21 protein-coding genes are annotated in these 18,328 nt (G+C 76.2%); 8 read left to right on the forward strand and 13 right to left on the reverse strand.

The genetic code is table 11. The annotated features are described in order from the left end of the window. Positions 1 to 10 precede the first annotated feature (10 nt). Positions 11 to 2,527, reverse strand: coding sequence for a YbhN family protein (locus ACIP60_RS15315; protein ID WP_400683922.1), 2,517 nt, complete (start codon positions 2,525 to 2,527; stop codon positions 11 to 13). 124 nt (positions 2,528 to 2,651) lie between these two features. Here ACIP60_RS15315 and ACIP60_RS15320 point away from each other — a divergent pair, with 124 nt between their 5' ends. Both ACIP60_RS15320 and ACIP60_RS15325 read left to right on the forward strand, forming a co-directional pair. Next, on the forward strand, positions 2,652 to 2,930 hold the full coding sequence (locus ACIP60_RS15320) for a hypothetical protein (protein WP_400683924.1): 279 nt from the start codon (positions 2,652 to 2,654) through the stop codon (positions 2,928 to 2,930). 73 nt (positions 2,931 to 3,003) lie between these two features. Further along, a complete protein-coding gene (locus ACIP60_RS15325; RefSeq protein WP_111553811.1) occupies positions 3,004 to 3,498 on the forward strand; it encodes an NUDIX hydrolase in 495 nt (164 codons plus the stop codon). Between the two features lie 38 nt (positions 3,499 to 3,536). Here ACIP60_RS15325 and ACIP60_RS15330 read toward each other — a convergent pair whose 3' ends face one another. From ACIP60_RS15330 to ACIP60_RS15340, 3 genes are all read right to left on the reverse strand, one after another. Continuing rightward, positions 3,537 to 4,238 (reverse strand): class I SAM-dependent DNA methyltransferase, encoded by a 702-nt coding sequence (locus tag ACIP60_RS15330; RefSeq protein WP_400683927.1) that lies wholly within the window; start codon positions 4,236 to 4,238, stop codon positions 3,537 to 3,539. A gap of 69 nt (positions 4,239 to 4,307) precedes the next feature. Then, positions 4,308 to 5,009, reverse strand: coding sequence for a tyrosine-protein phosphatase (locus ACIP60_RS15335; RefSeq protein WP_400683929.1), 702 nt, complete (start codon positions 5,007 to 5,009; stop codon positions 4,308 to 4,310). Positions 5,010 to 5,090: 81 nt separating this feature from the next. Beyond that, on the reverse strand, positions 5,091 to 5,789 hold the full coding sequence (locus ACIP60_RS15340; protein WP_400683931.1) for a hypothetical protein: 699 nt from the start codon (positions 5,787 to 5,789) through the stop codon (positions 5,091 to 5,093). Positions 5,790 to 6,066: 277 nt separating this feature from the next. Between ACIP60_RS15340 and ACIP60_RS15345 the strand changes: the two genes are divergently transcribed. From ACIP60_RS15345 to ACIP60_RS15360, 4 genes are all read left to right on the forward strand, one after another. After that, on the forward strand, positions 6,067 to 6,873 hold the full coding sequence (locus ACIP60_RS15345; protein WP_400684206.1) for an RNA polymerase sigma factor: 807 nt from the start codon (positions 6,067 to 6,069) through the stop codon (positions 6,871 to 6,873). Beyond that, positions 6,870 to 7,769: a hypothetical protein gene (locus ACIP60_RS15350; protein WP_400683933.1), complete on the forward strand. Its 900-nt coding sequence runs from the start codon at positions 6,870 to 6,872 to the stop codon at positions 7,767 to 7,769. The genes ACIP60_RS15345 and ACIP60_RS15350 overlap by 4 nt, the downstream gene beginning before the upstream one ends. Before the next feature lie 225 nt (positions 7,770 to 7,994). Further along, complete coding sequence (locus ACIP60_RS15355; protein ID WP_400683936.1) at positions 7,995 to 8,147, forward strand: hypothetical protein; 153 nt, start codon at positions 7,995 to 7,997, stop codon at positions 8,145 to 8,147. A gap of 63 nt (positions 8,148 to 8,210) precedes the next feature. Further along, positions 8,211 to 9,824, forward strand: a complete 1,614-nt coding sequence (locus tag ACIP60_RS15360; protein WP_400683939.1) for a protein kinase — start codon at positions 8,211 to 8,213, stop codon at positions 9,822 to 9,824. A gap of 6 nt (positions 9,825 to 9,830) precedes the next feature. On the opposite strand, the gene ACIP60_RS15365 is transcribed toward ACIP60_RS15360, so the two are convergent. From ACIP60_RS15365 to ACIP60_RS15390, 6 genes are all read right to left on the reverse strand, one after another. Continuing rightward, positions 9,831 to 10,334, reverse strand: a complete 504-nt coding sequence (locus ACIP60_RS15365; protein ID WP_400683942.1) for a potassium channel family protein — start codon at positions 10,332 to 10,334, stop codon at positions 9,831 to 9,833. Continuing rightward, on the reverse strand, positions 10,331 to 11,707 hold the full coding sequence (locus ACIP60_RS15370) for a hypothetical protein (protein ID WP_400683944.1): 1,377 nt from the start codon (positions 11,705 to 11,707) through the stop codon (positions 10,331 to 10,333). The genes ACIP60_RS15365 and ACIP60_RS15370 overlap by 4 nt, the downstream gene beginning before the upstream one ends. Positions 11,708 to 11,870: 163 nt before the next feature. Continuing rightward, a complete protein-coding gene (gene tatA / locus ACIP60_RS15375; RefSeq protein ID WP_400683947.1) occupies positions 11,871 to 12,146 on the reverse strand; it encodes a Sec-independent protein translocase subunit TatA in 276 nt (91 codons plus the stop codon). A gap of 191 nt (positions 12,147 to 12,337) precedes the next feature. Further along, positions 12,338 to 12,661 (reverse strand): DUF202 domain-containing protein, encoded by a 324-nt coding sequence (locus tag ACIP60_RS15380; protein WP_400683950.1) that lies wholly within the window; start codon positions 12,659 to 12,661, stop codon positions 12,338 to 12,340. Beyond that, positions 12,658 to 13,023: a YidH family protein gene (locus ACIP60_RS15385; RefSeq protein ID WP_400683953.1), complete on the reverse strand. Its 366-nt coding sequence runs from the start codon at positions 13,021 to 13,023 to the stop codon at positions 12,658 to 12,660. The genes ACIP60_RS15380 and ACIP60_RS15385 overlap by 4 nt, the downstream gene beginning before the upstream one ends. A gap of 189 nt (positions 13,024 to 13,212) precedes the next feature. Next, positions 13,213 to 14,754 carry an MFS transporter gene (locus ACIP60_RS15390; RefSeq protein WP_400683956.1) on the reverse strand — a complete coding sequence of 514 codons (1,542 nt, stop codon included), beginning with the start codon at positions 14,752 to 14,754 and terminating at the stop codon, positions 13,213 to 13,215. Positions 14,755 to 14,862: 108 nt separating this feature from the next. Here ACIP60_RS15390 and ACIP60_RS15395 point away from each other — a divergent pair, with 108 nt between their 5' ends. Continuing rightward, positions 14,863 to 15,450, forward strand: a complete 588-nt coding sequence (locus ACIP60_RS15395; RefSeq protein WP_400683958.1) for a TetR/AcrR family transcriptional regulator — start codon at positions 14,863 to 14,865, stop codon at positions 15,448 to 15,450. 89 nt (positions 15,451 to 15,539) lie between these two features. Here the strand turns inward: ACIP60_RS15395 and ACIP60_RS15400 are convergent, their stop codons facing one another. Continuing rightward, entirely contained in the window at positions 15,540 to 15,875 is a 336-nt protein-coding gene (locus ACIP60_RS15400; RefSeq protein ID WP_111553824.1) for a cupin, read from the reverse strand. A 164-nt stretch (positions 15,876 to 16,039) separates the two neighbouring features. Between ACIP60_RS15400 and ACIP60_RS15405 the strand changes: the two genes are divergently transcribed. After that, entirely contained in the window at positions 16,040 to 16,300 is a 261-nt protein-coding gene (locus ACIP60_RS15405; RefSeq protein ID WP_100837588.1) for a hypothetical protein, read from the forward strand. A gap of 82 nt (positions 16,301 to 16,382) precedes the next feature. Here ACIP60_RS15405 and ACIP60_RS15410 read toward each other — a convergent pair whose 3' ends face one another. Next, complete coding sequence (locus ACIP60_RS15410) at positions 16,383 to 17,540, reverse strand: acyl-CoA dehydrogenase family protein (protein WP_400683961.1); 1,158 nt, start codon at positions 17,538 to 17,540, stop codon at positions 16,383 to 16,385. A gap of 180 nt (positions 17,541 to 17,720) precedes the next feature. Next, on the reverse strand, positions 17,721 to 18,038 hold the full coding sequence (locus ACIP60_RS15415) for a hypothetical protein (RefSeq protein WP_400683963.1): 318 nt from the start codon (positions 18,036 to 18,038) through the stop codon (positions 17,721 to 17,723). Positions 18,039 to 18,328: the final 290 nt, after the last annotated feature.

Here is an 18,328-nt window from a genome sequence, read left to right on the forward strand (position 1 = left end):
CGGGCTCGGCTCAGATCGCCCGGCGGTGCTTGAGCCAGGCGAAGGCGGCCCAGCCCGGCAGCACCGGCAGCATGAAGGTGAGCAGCCGGAACAGCACGACGGAGGCCATCGCACCGGCGTGGTCGATGTGCCCGGTGAACGTCAGCATGGTGGGCATCAGGGCCTCGACCCCGCCCACGCCGCCCGGCGTCGGGATCACGTTGCCCGCCGCGTTCCCGGCCAGGAAGCTCACCGCGACGGCGTTGAAGGCCGGGTCCTGGCCGACCGCCCGGGTGCAGCAGTACAGGCACAGCACGAAGCACATCGACACCAGCAGCTGCCCGGCCACCCCGGTGGCCAGCCGTCCGGGCTGCTGGGCCAGGTCGAGCAGGCGCGGCAGCACCTCGGCGCGCAGCGGCCGCAGCAGGGTCTGGGCGCGCCGCCGCAGCGAGGGCACCGCGGCGACCGACACCGCGACCACCGCGCCGGCCGCCCCGGCCAGCCAGAGCACCCAGCCGCCGGCCGACGGGGCGGACTCGGCCCCGGGCGGGGCGCCGTCCACGCCGACCAGGGCGCTGAACACGGCGAGCTGGAGCATGTGCAGCACCAGGCCGAACAGCTGGCTGACGCCGATGCTGGACATCGCCTGCGCGGTGGGGATGCCCGCGCACTGCAGGTAGCGGGTGTTCAGGGCGAGGCCGCCGACGCCGCCGGGCGCGACCACCTTCACGAACGAGCCGGCCGTCTGGGCGGCCAGCGTGGCGCGGAACGACAGCTGCTCGGGGACGAAGCCGCTGAACGCGAAGGTCGCCACGGGGTAGCTGGCCGCCGCCCAGAGCGCCGCGCCGGCCAGCCACAGCGGGTCGGACTGGGCGACCAGGGCGATCGGGTTGCCGTCGCTGCCGAACAGGAACTGCAGCAGCGCGTACCCGACCGCGACGCAGGCGGCGACGGTGAGCAGGGTGCGCGGGCGCAGCCGCTCCAGCCGGACGGGCACGGCGGTGGCCTGCGGCATCCGGCGCTGCACCTCGGCGCGCAGGTCGGCGGTCAGGTTCCGGTGCCGGGCCAGCGCGGCCCGGGTGTCGCGGGCCAGCGCGATCGGTTGCAGCAGCGGCAGCGCGGTGCCGACCGGGCCGGGCCCGAGCACCTCGATCGCGGCCCGCACCGCCCGTTCCGGCCCGGCGTGCACGGCCAGCACGGCGAGCAGCCCGGCGACGTCCAGCCGCAGCAGCAGTTCGCTCGCGGCGATCTCGCCGCGGGCCAGCCCGACCAGGTGGACCCTGCCCTCGGCGTCCAGCAGCACGGTGGTCGGGGAGAGCGAGCGGTGGGCGATCCGGCGCCGCTGGAGCAGCGCCAACTGCTGCCAGGCGTCGCGTAGTTCGGCATCGGTGGGGCCGTCGGGGAGGTCGCCGTACGGGTCGTCGGCGGACGGGCCGCCGTCGGAGGGGCCGCCGTACCGGACACCGTCGGACGGGTCGTCGCCGGGCGCGGTCGGCTCGGCGAAGAGTTCGGCGAACGGCCGGGCGTCGATCCGCCGGTAGGCCACCAGGGCGGCGTCCGGGCCGAGTTCGACCACCGCGACGGGCAGCCGGGTGCGGGCCCCGGCGGCGGACGCGGCGTGGCCGAGCAGGGTCTGGTGCTCCAGCCCGGCGCGCAGCGGGCGCAGGCCGAGCGGGCGGGGCGCGGTGCGCAGCCGCAGCGCCAGCCACAGGTGGCCGAGCAGCCCGCTGGCCTGCGCGTACCGGTCGAGCAGGTGGACGTCCAGGTCGGGGCGGCCGTCGTGCTGGGTGACCAGGTAGCGGCCGGTCCCCAGGGTGAGCACGGTGTCCGGGCGGACGCCGGAGCCGGCCAGGGCGGTGGCGATCTGGCCCTCGGTGGGCGAGGCGACCGGCTCGCCGACGGCGTACCGGGCGGCGTGCGCGGTGGTCCAGCCCAGCAGCAGGGCCAGCGCCAGCGACAGCGGGGTGGCGTACCCGGTGATCAGCCCGGACAGCCCGGACAGGCCGAGCGTGACGCCCAGCGCGGTGCGCCAGCGCCGCCGCCCGGCGGTGCCCAGGGCGGTCATGAAGGCCAGCACCGGCGCGAGGTGCCCGTACACCGGGTCGGTGCGGCCGGGGCCGACGGGCAGCGGGTGGGTGAGGGTGGCGAGGTCGCCGACCAGCAGGTCCAGGCCGAGCGAGAGGCCGTAGGCGAGGACGGCGGCCAGCACGGCGTCGGCGACCCGGCGGCCGTCGGCGCGCAGCACCCGGTCGACGGCGAAGCCGAGCGGGACGGTGAGCAGCGCGGCGCCGCACAGCGCGGCGGTGAGCTTGGCGGGCGGCCAGGGCAGCAGGTCGAGGCCGCGGGCCACGTCGCTGTCCAGGCCGAAGACGGAGGACCGGGCGTAGCCGGCCAGCAGCAGCACCAGCAGGATCCAGCAGACCCCGGCGACCAGCCGGATCAGCGCGGCGGGGTGGCGGACGCGGTCCGCGCGCCCGGCCCGCGCCGGGGGCGGGGGCGGGGTCGTCCGGGACTCCTCGGATTCGTCGGCTTGTATCACCGTGGCCACGCGGCATGGTCCCACACCGCTCCGACCCGATCCGGCCGTTCCGCCAAGGGGACCGGTGCGCCCGGGTGTACACGCGTCGATAACGGGCATGTCGGACTGATGGGGGAATGAAGGGAGATCGACGATGACCGAGCGATCGACCGACCGGACGGCGATGCTCCGCCGGGGCGCCCGGGAACTGCTGGAGCAGCGCGGCATGGCCGCCGATCCGGCGCCCCTCGCCCCGCCGCCGCAGGCCGGTGGCGCCCTCGCCGCCCGCACCGGCCCCCACCACGGCGACGAGCCGTTCGGCCACGGCGGCCACCGGGTGCCCGCCGGGGTCGGCCCGGCCGACGGGCCCGCCCCCCACCCCGACCTGCCGGGCCACCGGCACCGCGGCGCGGAACGGCACTCGGCGCACTGAGACGCCCCGGCGGACACCCCGGCGGGGGTGGGAGAGTGGGGCCGCAGATTCACGCCCCCGCCGAAGGAGCGCCATGGCCGACACCCCCGAGTTCGCCTCCCGCGAGGAGTGGCTCGCCTCCCTGCACCGCGTCTACGCCGCCGCGGGCTGCCTGATCACCGACCCCGACGGCCGGGTCCTGATCGTCAAGCCGGGCTACCGCCCCGGCTGGCAGTTCGTCGGCGGCACCGTCGACCTCGGCGAGGACCCGCGGCAGTGCGCGACCCGCGAACTCCACGAGGAGACCGGGCTGCACCGCGAGGCCGGCGACCTGCTGACCGTCGCCTGGACCAACCCGAGCGGCGAACTCGACCACCCCGCCTGCCACTTCCTCTTCGACCTGGGCGTCTTCCCGGCCGACACCCCGATCACCCTCCCGCCGGGCGAACTCGACGCCTACCGCTGGGCCCCCGTCCCCGAGGCGCTCGCCCTGGTCGGCCCGGCCCGCGCCCTGCGCCTCGAAGCGGCCCTCGCCGCCCGGGCGGACGGCCGCACCCGGGTCGTGACCGCCCCGAACTCCGGCTGGTGACGGGCCGCGCGGCCGGGACGCCCCCGCCCGCGCTCCTGCTAGGGCTGCTCGCTCCGCCAGACGTACGCCGCCGAGACCGGCTGGCCGCGGTGCCGCTCCCACGTGGGCTTGAGGGCCGTCCACCGGTCGCCGACCACCTCCTCGCGCATCTCGGCGAGCCGCCAGCCCGCCGCCAGCCCGGCCGTGAGGTGGTCGCTGACCAGGTGGACGTGGGTGGTGATGGCGATCGGGCCGTCCGGGCCGTCGTAGTGGGTGGGCATGCCCGCGGCCATGATGAAGGCGGGGTGCAGGCCGACCAGCACGAACAGGCCGCCGGGACGGACCAGCCGGTGGGCCTCGCGGTAGAGCGGGCCGAGGTCGGGGAGGTGCTCGTCGACGAGGGAGCAGGCGGCCAGATCGTAGCCGCCGGCGGCCAGGCCGGTCGCGGCGAGGTCGCCCTCGACCAGCCGCCGGTGCGCGCCGCGCTCGCGGGCGCGGGCGAGCATCTCGGGGGTGAGGTCGACCCCGTCCACCGCGCCGACGCCGCGCCCGCGCAGCCAGGCGCCGGTGCGGCCGGTGCCGCAGCCGAGGTCGACGGCGGTGGCGGCGTCGGCCCAGCGCGGGACGGCGAGCGCCGCCAGTACGTCGAGGTCCATCGCGTCCGGCACGGTGCTCTCGTAGCTGTCGACCCACCCGGCGTAGCCGGTGCGGACGTCGACGGTGGGGTAGCCGCGGGTGTCGAACAGCGAGAAGTCCGTCATGCCGGGCAGTATCCTGCGCCGCCCGGCCGCGCCGCGAGCGATTAAGCCGCTGCCCGGCCGGTCCGGGGCTCAGCCCAGCAGCCGGGCCCGGACGGCGGCGACGTCCCCGGCGGGCAGCCACTGCTCGGCGTCGAACTCGGCGAGGACCTCGTGCAGCGCCCGCTCGGGGGTGGTGTCGGCGTCGGCGAGGACGCGGGCGATGCCGGCCTCCTCCTCGGGGCGGTCGAGGAGCGCCCACATCGGCCGCAGGTTGGCGGCGGAGAGCAGGTAGTCCTCGGCGATCGCGGCGGGCGTGGCCCCGGCCAGGGCGAGCAGGACCAGGGCGGCCAGGCCGGTGCGGTCGCGGCCGGCCCCGCAGTGCACCACGACGGCGCCGGGGCGGGCCCGGGCGACGGCGGCGACCAGCTCGGCGACGGCCGGCCGGCAGTGGTCGAGGTAGGGGCGGAACGAGAGCGGGGTGCCGTCCAGCGCGCCGAACCGGGCCCACCAGCCGGGCCCGGCCAGCGCGTCGAGCGGGACGCGGACCAGGTCGACGCCGTCGGGGGCGGGCAGCAGCGGCCGGTACTCGGCGGCGTCGCGCAGGTCGACGACGGTGCGCACGCCGTACTCGAGCAGTGCGTGCTGGCCCTCGGCGGTGAGCCGGTCGAGGTTGTCGGCGCGGACCACCGCGCCGGCGCGGGTGCGCCGCCCGTCCCGGGTGGGCAGCAGGCCGAGGTCGCGGACGTTCAGGCAGCCGTCCCAGTCGAGCCGCCGTTCCTCGTGCGCTGCCACCGTCGTCCCCGTCATGTCCGCCCCCCGCGGTTCGTCCCGTGCGCCGCACCGGTGCTCCGGCGCACCGCCACTGACAGGGACTCAGCTCGCACCGGGATGGTTCCCGTCCTCGGGGCGGCGGAACTCCCAGAGCGTCCGGCCGAGCGTGTCGAGCGCCCGGACGGTGTGGAAGCGGGCGTCCCGGACGGAGAGGAAGCCGCGGGCGGCGCCCGCCAGGACGGCCTGCGCGGCCGGGTCGTGCCGACTCCACGCGCCGTGCAACTCCAGCGCACCGCCGGTCAGTTCGGCGCGCTGGATGCGGGCCAGGTGGGCGGCGGCGAGGGCGCCGTTGACGCCGTCGAGCTCGGCCTGGCCCAGGTACCGCTCGCGGTCGTCGGCGGCCAGCCGGCGGCGCAGTTCGGGCAGCGCGTAGCCGCGGACGGCGGCCACCGAGTCCTCGACGGCGATCAGCCAGCGCGGCCCGGGCGCCACCTCCCACCAGACCTCGCCGCCGACCGGCAGCAGCTCGCCGATGTGCGAGTGCCAACGCTCCAGCCCGGTGGGGGAGTTGGCGTCGGGACGGATGCTGCGCCGATCCCAGGCGGCCTTGTCGGTGACGGACAGGTTGACGGTGTACCGGACCCGCCCGTCGCCGACCACCGCGTGCACGCCGAGCACCGCCCAGCGCTCGCGGTCGGGCAGCGAGAAGGAGTGCCGCCAGCCCTGGAAGCCGAGCCCGCGCAGGGCGGGCGCGAAGTGGTCGCGGATCCCCGTCGTGTACAGCTCCTGGGCGGTGCGCATGCCGGTTCCCGGCCTCCTCGTCCACGGGTGGAATCGGGGTGGATTGCCCCGTATTTGCACGGTATGGCGGGCGGGCGGGGGCGGACCGCGGGCGAAGGACAGCGGCCGGCGGGACGAAGGTCGGTCCGGTTCGGGCCCTGCGGCCCGGGACACGGGGCCGGGCTGACGGCCCGTCGGGCCGGTTCGGCCCCGCGCCGGGCGGGCCGGGTTCCGCCACCGGTCCGTCACCGGCCGGGCCGCGCCCCGGCGGTGGGAGCGTTCCCCCGGATGGCGCATGATGTGGCGGGTGCACAGAGCTGAACACCACGGGGCGGACGACGGGGAGCGGCTCGACCGCCCCTCCGGACCGGACCGTCCGCCCGCCCGGCGGGCCGACCTCGCCGCGGCCGTCCGCGCCGCCCAGGCGGGCGACGAGGAGGCGTTCCGGGTCCTGTTCCGGGCCGTCCAGCCGGGGCTGCTGCGCTACCTGCGGGTGCTGGTCGGCGGGCGGGCCGAGGACGCCGAGGACATCGCGTCCGAGGCGTGGCTGCAGATCGCCCGCGACCTGCCGGGCTTCCGCGGCGACGCGGACGGGTTCCGCGGCTGGGCCGCGACGGTGGCCCGCAACCGGGCGATGGACCACCTGCGCCGGGTGCGCCGCCGACCGGTCGCCGACCTGCCGGTGGAGTACCTGGCCGAACTGGCCGCCGCCGAGGACACCGCGGGCCAGGCGATGGCCACCGTCGCCACCTCCGACGCGCTCGCGCTGATCGCCTCGCTGCCGCCCGACCAGGCCGAGGCGGTGCTGCTGCGGGTGGTGCTCGGACTGGACGCGGAGAGCGCCGCGAAGGTGCTCGGCAAGCGCTCCGGCAGCGTCCGGATGGCCGCCCACCGCGGGCTCAAGCGGCTGGCCCGGGTGCTGGAGCAGAGCGGGGGAGCGGCGGCCGGGGTGCCCCGCCGGGCGGCCGGTGGAGCAGCGGGTGGAGTCGCAGGTGGGACGGCAGGTGGGACGACTGCCGGGACGGCCGGGGGAACGGCCGGGGAAAAAGTTTCCGCGCGGGGTGTGACACCGGCGCAGGTGCCGACGCTGAAGGACATGAGATGAGCACCAACCGATCCCGCCGGATCGATCGCGCCGCCGCCGAGCAACTGCTCGGCGGCGCCACGGTCGACCCGGAGGCCGGTCAGGACCCCTCCGCCGGACGGCGGTCCGCGCCCGGACGGCCGGAGCTCGCCGCCCTGCTCGCCGCCGCCGCGACGGGCGGGGCGGCCGGCGACGGCCCGCTGCCCGGCGAGGAGGAGGCCGTGGCCGCGTTCCGGCAGGCTCGTCACCAGTCGGCCCCGACGCAGTACCGGAGACGGAAGATGGCGGACACCGCGCTCGCACGGGCGCTCAGCGCGAAGGCCGTGGCCGTCGCGCTGGGGGTGACCGCCGTGGGCGGCGTCGCGGTCGCGGCCGGACACGGCCGGCTGCCGGAGGCCCTGGGCGGCCCCGCCCCGTCCCCGTCCCCGACGGCCACCGGCACCGCGCCCGCGCCCGCGCCGTCCACCCCCGCGCCCGCCACCGCGTCCGGGAGCCCCGGTGCCGAGCGCACCGGCCGGCCGCCGACGGGCGCCCCCCGCCCGGGCGGCAGCCCGACCCGGCCCCCCGCGCCGTCCGCCACCGGCCCGGCCGACCTGCCGGACCTGGTGCGGCTGTGCGAGGGCTTCGCCGGGCGGGTCGCGTCCGGCAGCCGGCCCCGGGAGGCGGCCGTCGTCCCGGAGCTGGCCGAGCTGCTGAAGGCGGCCGGCGCCCCGGAGAAGGTGGCCGGCTTCTGCGCGCTGCTCGCCGCGCACGGCTGGGACCAGCCGGGCGGGGAGGGTCGCGGCAGGCCCTCGACCGCCCCGGGCCGGTCGAGCGCCCCGGGCCCGTCCGCCCCGTCCTGGCCGTCGTTCCCGACCGGCCGGTGGGGGCGCACCGGATCCGACCGGCCGTCCGACGGGGGGAGCGGCCAGGACTGACACCGAGACTCCGGACGGACGACGGGCTCCCCCGGGCCCCGTCCGTCCGGGACAGCTCCGACCGGCCGAAGACTCCCCCGGGTCCGCCGCCGGTCGGGGAACCGCTCCGGACGGGCGGCCGGGCTCCCCCGGGTCCACCGTCCGTCCGGAGCCCGGCCCGCCCGTACCGCCCGAACACCCTGGAGCCACGGTGACCCACCGACCGCACCTCCGGGCGAGCTCGCGATGACCTTCCCCCGCACCTCGCCCGCCGCCGAACGCGCCGCCGCCCGCGCCGCCCGCCGCACCCTGGGCAGCGGCCCGCCGCGCGGGGCCCGCGCGCTGCTCGCCGCCGCCCTGGCCGCCCTGACCGCCGCCCTGCTCGTCCAGCGCCCCTGAACCGGCCCCGGCCGGGCCCGCTATGGTTCACGGGTTGCCGGACCGAGGTGGAGGGAACATCCGATGATCGGACGCGCACTGAACGGGCGCTACGAGCTCGGCGAGATCCTCGGCGTCGGGGGCATGGCCACGGTGTACCGCGCCCTGGACCACCAGCTGGGCCGCCCGGTGGCGGTCAAGGTGCTCAACGGCGGCCTGGCCGACGACCCGCGGTTCGCCGAGCGGTTCGCCCGCGAGGCCCGGTCGGCCGCGCTGCTGGCGCACCCGCGGATCGTCACGGTCTTCGACTCCGGCGTCGACCAGGGCTCCCCGTACCTGGTGATGGAGCTGGTGCACGGCGCGACCCTGGGCCGGGTGATCGCCGAGCAGGGCGTCCTGCCGGTGGAGCGCGCCGTGGGCACCGCCGCCGCGGTGCTGGACGCGCTGGCCGCCGCGCACGCCCAGGGCCTGGTGCACCGGGACATCAAGCCCGGCAACATCATGATCACCCGGGACGGCGGGGTGAAGGTCGTCGACTTCGGCATCGCCCGGGCCGGCTCCTCGGCCGGCCAGCAGCTCACCCAGACCGCCTCGGTGCTGGGCACCGCCGCCTACCTCTCCCCGGAACAGGCCACCGCCGGCCAGGTCGACGGCCGCGCCGACCTGTACGCGGTGGGCTGCGTGCTGTACGAGATGCTGGCCGGCGCCCCGCCGTTCACCGCCGACACCCCGGTCGCGGTGACCTTCAAGCACGTCACCGAGTACCCGCTCCCGGTCTCCGCGCACCGCCCCGACGTGCCGCCCGCGCTGGACGCCGCGATCCTCCGGCTGCTGGCCAAGCACCCGGACGAGCGCCCCGCCGACGCGCGGTCCGCCGCCGCCGAACTGCTGGCCGCCGTCCCGGCCGGGCCGGTCGACCGGGCCGCCGAGCTGCTCGGCGGCGCGACCCAGGTGCTGCCGCCCGTCCCCGCGACCGCCTTCCCCGCCGCCCCGCCGCCGTTCCCGGCCCCGCCGCAGCAGCCGTACCCGCCGCAGCCGCAGCCGCAGCAGCCGTGGGCCGAGCCGCAGCGCACCTCGGTGCTGCCGCCGGTGGCGGCCCCGCTGCTCTCCCCGTCCCGCTTCGCGGAGGAGGAGCCCGCGCCCCGGCACGGCCGCAACCCGCTGGTGTACGCGGGCGTCGGCGCGGCGGTGTTCGTCTGCGTGGCGGGCATCGTCGCGTTCTCGCTCAGCGGCGGCGGCGACCCGGCCCCGGCGGCCGCGTCCACCCCCGCGCCGACGGCCGCCGCCGCCACCACCGCGGCCCCGCCCCCGTCGCGGTCCCCGTCGCCGTCGGCCTCCCCGTCCCCGTCGACGTCCGCGTCCGGGAAGCCCAGCACCTCGCCCAAGCCCTCCACGTCGCCCAAGGGCGGCGCCCTGGTCGGCCAGCTCGCCCAGCTGCGGGCCGACGTGGCGCAGGCCGAGTTCAGCAGGGACCGGGACAAGCAGGACGACCTGACCGGGCTGCTGGACGAGGCGACCCGGGCCGTCAACGACCGGCACCCGTCCGACGCCGAGGACTCCCTCAAGGACGCCCAGAAGCTGGTCCGCGACCTCCAGCGCCACAAGGCCGCGGCGGCCCCGCTGCTGGCGGGCTGGCAGGTCCGGCTCGGCGCCCTGGTCGCCGCGGTGCACGCCCAGGCTTCCCAGCAGGACGACTGACCCGCGCTACTCCTCGTGCCGGGCCCGCCGTACCGCCCGGGTCTTCACCTGCCGGGTCAGCGCGGTCACCCCGGTGGTCAGGAAGACGAAGGTGTACAGCAGTTGGAGCATCACCACGATCCGGGCGGCCTGCCCGGACGGGTGGATGTCGCCGTACCCGACGGTCGCCATGGTGATCACCGTGAAGTACAGCGCGTCGACCTTGGTGATCAGCCCGTCCAGTTCGCCGGGTTGCCGGGACATCCCCAGGTAGGCGGCGGCGAACACCACCAGCGCGCCGCACAGCAGGGTCAGGATCCGCGGCGCCGGGTGCCGGGACCGCCCGAGCACCTGCATCCGCGCCTCGCGCAGCAGCCCGACGCCGAGCACGGCCAGCAGCGTGCCGAACACCGCCCAGCTGACCGCCGCGTGGTGCGGCCCGAACCAGCCCAGCGGCACCGTGAAGTAGGCCGTCAGCAGCAGCACCGGGCCGCCCAGCAGGGCGAGGTACGTCCGGGCCGCCTCCCTCACGCCGGTGCGGCCTTCTCGTCGGCGGGCGGACCGGCCGCCGGTCCGGGCGGTCCCGGCGGTCCGGCGGGCGGCCGGGCCGAGCCGTCGGCGGGGGCGTCGGCGGGTGCGTCCAGGAACTCCAGCACGGCCAGGAAGGCCAGCAGCACCAGCGCCATCCACAGCACCACGGCCGCGGTCGGGTAGCTCCAGGTCAGCAGCACGACGGCGGCGGCGACGACCGCGCCCCAGCCCAGCCAGGACTTCCAGCGGTGCGCGAACCGGCCGACCGGGCCCAGCCGCAGGCCGAGCCCCTCGGCGGCCTGCCGCACCGCGCCCAGGCCGGAGCCCCACAGCCGCCGCACCCGGCCGGCCCGCCGCCCGGGCCCGGTCAGCCAGGCGGCCAGCGCGATCACCACGCCCAGCGCCAGCACCATCCGGATGCCCGCCCGCAGGTAGCGCACCAGGGTGTCGTACACCGCCATCGCGGCGGCCTGGTCGACGTCGGCGGGCAGCTTGTCCAGGTAGACCGTCCGGAACACGCTCAGCCCGGCGCCCAGCAGCACCGCCCCGGCGGCCATCCCGAGCGCCGCCCCGACGGTGGCCGGGCGGGGCCGCACCGCGAGCAGGACCCCGCCGACCGCGCACAGCACCGCCAGCACCGGCACCCAGAACCCGGCCAGGTCGAGCACCCGCAGCCCGGTCTGCGCCTTCCGCACCGCGTCCGACTGCACCAGCGTGTAGTCGGTGTGCACCTCCGGGATCTTCGAGGCCAGCCCCAGCCCGTTGGCCACCAGCCGGTCCTTCACCGCGGCGATCACCGGCGCCAGGTCCAGGCTGACGGTGTCGCCCCGCACCTGCACCGCCCCGCCGCCCTGTCCGGTCAGCACCTTGTCGAACGCGGCGTGCGCGTTGCGCAGCACGCCGGTCCAGAGGGTGGCGAAGGCGTCGGACCGCACGAACCGCAGCACCTGGTCGTGGACGAACCCGGTCAGCCCGCTGGTCAGCGCGGGGCCCAGCCGGCCCAGCGCGGCGTCCAGCAGCGGCCGGTCGGCGGGGGCGACGTCGTTCAGCAGGTCGGTGATCGGCAGCTGCTGCATCACCGCGGTGGTCACCCGGTCGGTGAGCGCGTTCTGCACCGACGGGTCGGAGGCCAGCGGCGCCATCGTCGACACGAACCGGCCGGTGTCGGTCACCTGCGACTTGCTCCACGCGGCGACCACCCCGAGCGGGGTGAGCACCGCGGCCAGCACGATCAGCAGCACCGCGAAGAAGGACCGCACCCGGTGGTGCTCCCGCCGGGGCGGCCCCTGCTCCCGGTGCTCCCGGTGCTCCAGGACGGCGATCCGTTCGCGCAGCTCCGCGAGTTCCCGATCGCCCGACGGGTCCGCCGCCATCCGGTGCCTCCCAGGTGATCCGCCGTCAGGTGAATACCAGGAGATACCAGAACAAAACGGTCAGCCACCCGGGTGCGGCGACACGCCGGAGCCCCCGGTCCGTCGGGGCGACGGGCCGGGGGCTCCGGTACGGCGGGCGGGTCGGCCGGGGGCCGACGCGGCGTCAGGCCGTGGTCGACTTCGTGGTCGTCTCGGTCGTCTTGGTGACGACGACCGGCTCGACGGCCGGGCGGACCTGCTCGGCCTGCGAGGCGGCGGTGCCGTTCTGGGCCTCGACGGGGGCGTCGTCCTCGCGCAGGGCCTTGGTCTCGGCCTTCAGGATGCGCATCGACTTGCCGAGACCGCGGGCCATCTCGGGGAGCTTCTTCGAGCCGAACAGCAGGACCAGCACCACCAGGACGATGATGATGTGCCAGGGCTCAAGACCGTTACGGAACATCCCTGACCACCGGTCCTTTCATGGAAGTTCTCGCTGTGACGTCTGGGTCGGACGGAACGCCCGACTCGGCCAGTATGCCTGGCCTTGTCGGCGAACGTATACACCGGTCGGCAAACAGCCGCCGAAAAACAGGTGATCCGAGTCATGTGGTCTGCACCACCCGTCCGGCCCCGGAAACCGCCCCCGGGGCCTCATCTACCCGTGTTCACCAGCACCGACCAGGCGGTCCCGCCCGCCGCCAGCACCACCGTCGCGGTCAGCCCGCGCATCCACCACCGGCCCGCCGAAATGTGCGGATCGTGTTCCACCGCACCGCGCCGCCGCACCCCGTGCGCGTACAGCCCGGCCGCCGCCAGCGCCAACACCCCGCCCAGCGCCGCCAGTCCGGGCGACCCCCGGAGGTAGCCGGTCCGCAGCACCAGCAGCGCGTCCGCGGCCAGCACCAGCGCGGTGCGGCTCCAGGCCAGCAGCGTCCGCTCCGGCTGGAGGCCCGGATCGCGCGGGGCGGCGCTCACCGCGACCAGCCGACGATCAGCACCGAGAACACCGCCGCCGCGAGCGCCACGCACACCGTCAGCACCGGCATGATCCGGGTCGCCGGCAGCGGACCGCCCGCCCGCATCGCCCGTTCCACCCGCACCCACCGCCGGTAGGCCGCCACCCCCAGCCCGGCCCCGCCCACCGCCAGCAGCACCGAGAGCACCACCCGCACCGGCACCGGCGCCAGGTCCGGCGTCAACTGGTCCAGCCCCACCGCCCCCGCGAGCAGCGCCAGCGCCGTCCTGATCCAGGCCAGGAAGGTCCGCTCGTTGGCCAGGGTGAACCGGTAGTCCAGCTCCTCCGGCTGCTCCTCCGGCCCCGCGTCCTCCGCCGCCATACCGCGACCCTAGGCCGAGCGGGAGCGGCACGCACGGACGGACCGGAAGCGCGAGGGGCCGCGCGCGGCGGCGGGTGGACGCCGGTGAGGCCGCGGGAAGGGCAGTGGCCTGCCGTTCCGTCGCGGCCCCGCGGTCCGTTCGGGCCCGCTCGCGCGGTTCCCCGCGCCCGGTCGGGCGCGACCGCGCGCCTACGCGGCGAGCGCCTTCTCCGCCGGCTCCGCGTCCGCCGTGCCGGGCACCGGCAGGTGGCGCATCAGCAGGTGGGCGGCCAGCGCGGCGCCGAGCATCACCAGGACCCCGACCACCGCGGCGACGTGCATGCCGTCGGCGAAGGCGTCGCGGGCGGTGGTCAGCAGCCGGTCGGCGGCGTCGCCGGACAGCCGGGCGGCGCTGGTGACGGCCCCGCCGAGGGTGTCGCGGGCGGCGTCGGGGGCGGCGTCCGCCATCCGGGAGCGGTAGATCGCCGCGCCGACCGCGCCGAGGAGGGCGATGCCGAGCGAGCTGCCGAGCTCCTGGGCGGTCTCGGAGGTGGCGCCGGCCGCGCCGGCCCGGTCGGCGGGGGCGGCGGAGAGCACCATCTCGCCGGTGATGCTGATGGTGCCGACCGAGCCCGCCGCGATCACGCCGGCGGCGACCAGCGGGAGGGCGAGCGAGGAGCCGGGGCCGACCAGGGCCATCGCGACGAACCCGGCGGCGGCGGCCAGGAACCCGGCGACCAGCAGGACGGCCGGCCGCACCCGGCCGGCCAGCGCGCCGAACCCGCCGACGGCCGCGCCGACGCCGACGCTGGGCAGCAGCGCCCAGAGCGAGGCGGCGAGCGGGCTGTAGCCCTTGACCAACTGGAGGTACTGGGAGGTGAAGAGGGTGAAGCCCATCATGGCGAACATCGCGATGGTGTTGACGGTGATCGCGCCGGTGTAGGTGCGGATCCGGAACAGGGTGACGTCGATCAGCGGGTCCGCGGCCGTCCGCAGCCGGACCACCAGGGCGGCGCCGACCAGCAGCCCGAGGGCCAGCACCAGCGCGGGCCGCGGGCTCCAGCCGTCCACCGCGAGCGTCTTGATCCCGTAGACGACGGGCAGCACGGCGGCCATCGAGAGGGCCGCGCCGAGCAGGTCGAAGCGGCCCCGCCGCGGGGCGCGGTACTCGGGGAGCAGCACCGGGGCCAGGACCATCACCAGCAGCATCGCGGGCACCGCGATCAGGAAGGCCGAGCCCCACCAGAAGTGGTCGAGCAGCAGTCCGCCGATCACCGGCCCCAGGGTGGCGCCGGCCATCATCACGCCGCTCCAGGCGCCGATCGCGGCCTGCCGCTGCTTGGGGTCGGGGAACATGTTGCGGATCAGGGCCAGCGTGGAGGGCCCGAAGACCGCCCCCGCGATGCCGAGCAGCGCCCGGGCGGCGATCAGCCGGCCCGCCCCGTCCGACCAGGCGGCGACCAGCGAGGCGGCCGCGAAGGCGGCGGTGCCGCCGATCAGCAGCCTGCGCCGGCCGATCCGGTCGCCCAGCGCGCCCATCGGGATCAGCAGCCCGGCGAGCAGGAACGAGTACATGTCCATGATCCACAGCTGCTGGGTGCCGCTGGGGTGCAGGTCGGTGGCGATGAAGGGGACGGCGAAGAACAGCACGCCCATGTCCATGGCGAGGACCAGGGTCGGGAGCAGCAGGAGGGCCAGGCCCAGCCAGGCGCGGCGGCCGGCGCGGTGGGTGGTGCGGTCGTCGGTGGTCATGACGGCGACTGTACGGACGTCTTGCACGCCTGTCTAGTACAAGCGTCTAATTCAATCGTTTCAGACGTGCGCGCAAGACATCCGTCTTGGACGGGCTAGCATCGGGGCATGGGAAATCGTGAGGACCTGCTGGCCAGCGCCGCCCGCTGCCTGCAAGAGAAGGGCTACGGGCGCACCACCGCCCGGGACATCGCCACCGGCGCGGGCGTCAGCCTGGCCGCGATCGGCTACCACTACGGCTCCAAGGACGCCCTGCTGATCGAGGCGCTGATCGGCGCGATGGAGACGTGGGGCGATTCGATCGGCGCGGCCCTGACCACCGCCGCGGAGGTCGACGACCCGCAGGAGCGCTTCGTCCGGGCCTGGAACGCGGTGCGCGACAGCTTCGCCGAGCACCGCGGGCTGTGGACGGTGCAGTTCGAGCTGCTCGGGCAGCTCGACCACCTGCCGGGGCTGCCCGAGCGGCTGGCCGCGGCGCAGAAGGACGGCCGGCTCGGCCTGGCCGCGCTGTTCCAGGGCCGGAGCGAGGTGGCGGACACCCCGGAGGAGCTGGCCCGGGGCGTCTTCTACCAGTCGCTGCTGCTCGGGCAGGCCGCCCAGTGGATGATCGGCCCCGAACTGGCGCCGAGCGGCGAGGACTACCTGCGCGGCCTCTCCCTGGTCTCCGGCGACGTGCTGGGCCGGGCCGGGGGCTGACGGGGGCCGGAGAGCGGACGGGGCCGGAGGCGGGCGCGGCTCGAAGGCGGACGGGACCGGAGGCGGGCGGGGGCGAGGGGCGCCGGGCGTCAGGCGGTGACGGCGGTGAGCAGCACCACCGCGTCGGTGTGGGCGACCAGGCCGTGCCGCTCCTGCGGGACGGTGTGCAGCTCGCCCGGACCGGCCTCCTGGCGGCGGCCCGCCACCGTCAGCGCGACCCGGCCGCGCAGCACCTGCAGGCTGGCGGCGACCGGGGCGTTGTGCTCGTCCAGGACCGCGCCCGCCCGCAGCGCGATCACGGTCTGCCGCAGCACGCCGTCGTGCAGCAGCAGGTGGGCGCTGCGGCCGTGCGGGCTGGCGGCGGCCTTGGCGGCGTGCTCCTCGGCCAGGGCGTTCAGGTCGATCCGGGTCGGCTGCTCGGTCATCGCGTTCTCCTCCGTCGGGCCCCCGCACCACCGGGCCCGCCGACCGGGCCCCGCGGCCGACCCTAGGCGGGGGCCCGCGCGTGTCGCGCGCTGGATCACGCGCAGGGGTTAAGGGACGGCCCGCTCGGCGTGCGGGGCCGGGGGAGCGGGCCGATGGTGGCCCTATGGCGACCAAACAGAAATTCACCGTCGGCGGTTTCCAGGTGAACCGCGGCATGCTCACCGTCGGCGCGGGCCTCACCGGGATCGGCGCCGTCGTCGCACTGGCCGGGACGGCGCTGGTCTGCGCCGCCCTGGTGAGCGCGGGCCGGGGCTGGGTGCGGACCCTGGAGACCCACCCCGCCGAGATGGCGCAGCGCACCTTCCACCAGGCGAGGGCCGCCTCGGCGGCCGGACGGGAGGCCTGGCGCAGCAGCGTCAACTGACGTCGACCGACCGACCGAGCGGGTGGTGGAACGGCCCGGAGGCGGGCACCCGGCCGGGTGCCCGCCTCCGCCGTGCCCGCGGTTACAGGCCGAGCGACTTGGCGATGATCGTCCGCATGACCTCGCTGGTGCCGCCGTAGATCCGGAACACCCGGTTGTCGGTGTAGAGCCGGGCGATCGGGTACTCCAGGATGTAGCCGTAGCCGCCGTGCAGCTGGAGGCACCTGTCGATCACCTCGGAGGCCGACTCGGTGCAGAACAGCTTGGCCGCGGCGGCGTCCGCCACCGTCAGCTCGCCGTTCTGGTAGAGCTCCAGCGCCTGGTCGACCATCGCCTGCTGGGCGAGCACCTGGGCCTGGCAGTCGGCCAGCGAGAACTTGGTGTTCTGGAACTCGGCGACGGCCTTGCCGAACACCTTGCGCTCCTTGACGTACTTCACCGCGAACTGCACCGCGGCCGCCGCGGAGGCGTACGCGCCGACGGCGATCGCCAGGCGCTCCTGCACCAGGTTGTGGGTCAGGTAGGAGAACGCCCGGCCCTCCTCGCCGAGCAGGTTCTCCACCGGGACCTTGACGTCGGAGAAGGACAGCTCCGCGGTGTCCGAGGTGCGCAGGCCGATCTTCTGCAGCTTGCGGCCGACCGCGTAGCCCTCGGACGCGGTGTCCACGCACAGGATGGACAGGCCGGCGCGGCGGTCCGCCGGGTCGTACGGGGCGGTGCGGCAGACCACCAGCACCAGGTCGGCCAGCACGCCGCCGGTGATGAAGGTCTTCGCGCCGTTGAGGACGTAGTGGGTGCCGTCCGCGGACAGCTTCGCCGTGGTGGCGATGCCCGCCAGGTCGGAGCCCGCGCCCGGCTCGGTCATCGCGATCGCGGTCATGATCTCGCCCGAGACGAAGCCCGGCAGCCAGCGCCGCTTCTGCTCCTCGGAGGCGTACTCCATCAGGTACGGCAGCACCAGGCCGGTGTGCACGCCCGAGGAGCCGAAGGTGACGCCCGCGCGGGCGGTCTCCTCGTAGATCACCGCCTGGTACTTGAAGCCGGTCTCGCCCGCGCCGCCGTACTCCTCCGGGACCTCGATGCCGTACACGCCGAGCTCGCCGAGCTTGCGGTAGAAGTCGCGCGGCGGGTGGCCGGCCTCCTCCCAGCTCTCGTAGACCGGGACGACCTCGTTGGCGATGAAGTCCCGGATGGTCTCCCGGAACGCTTCGTGGTCCTCGTTGTACACGGTGCGGCGCACGGTGCGCTCCCTTCGGCGGCGGCTGGTCGCGCAGCCAAGTTAATCGCCGGTAGCTTCCGGTGTCCATGGCTGCCGGGACCGGGCGCGAGCAGGCCGGGCGGCCGCGCGGCCGCCCCGGGCGCGGTGCCCGGGGCGGCCGTGGGAGCGCTGTCGCGGTCGGCAGGATCCGAAAAGGGGGGCCTAGTAGAGGACGAACGGGTAGTACACGGTGTGCGCCAGGTTGGCGTTGGACTGGAGGGCGCCGACGCCGCCGGCGTTGTCGGTCACGCCGAGGGTGTTGTTCTGGTTGCTCGCGCCGGAGCCGGTCGCGGTCTGCTGGGTGGCGTTGGCGTTGCCGTGGACGGGGCCGACGATGTTGCCGGAACCGATGGTGCTGACCACGCCGCTGTTGGAGGCGTGGTCGGCGCCGGCGCCGTTGTCGGCGGCGGCGGTGCCGACGCCCGCGAGGAGGAACGCCCCGAGGGCGGTGACGACGGCGGCTGCGCGAATACGGGACACGGTGGTCTCCCTGCTAACTGGTGCGAATGTGACGCTGCGGGGTGGCCGCCCCGTTCGCGTCGGTTCCTGGCGTCGCGTCATCAGGATTGCCCACTGGGCCGTTCGGGTTCCAGTGCGGGCACGCGGGTTCGCTCGAAGGTGTCACTCCCGGGGAATAGTCCGGGAACCCGCGGTGACCGGCCGGATGCGTGGAACACCGTCCTGACAAGGGAGTTCACCGTCCGGCGCGGGCTGTCGGCGAGTTCCGCGCGTCAACGGCGAGTTGACCGAGGATCGACAGGAACCGGACA

The sequence above is a fragment of the Kitasatospora sp. NPDC088783 genome (assembly GCF_044750705.1).
In the GTDB taxonomy this organism is placed as follows: Bacteria; Actinomycetota; Actinomycetes; order Streptomycetales; family Streptomycetaceae; genus Kitasatospora; species Kitasatospora fiedleri.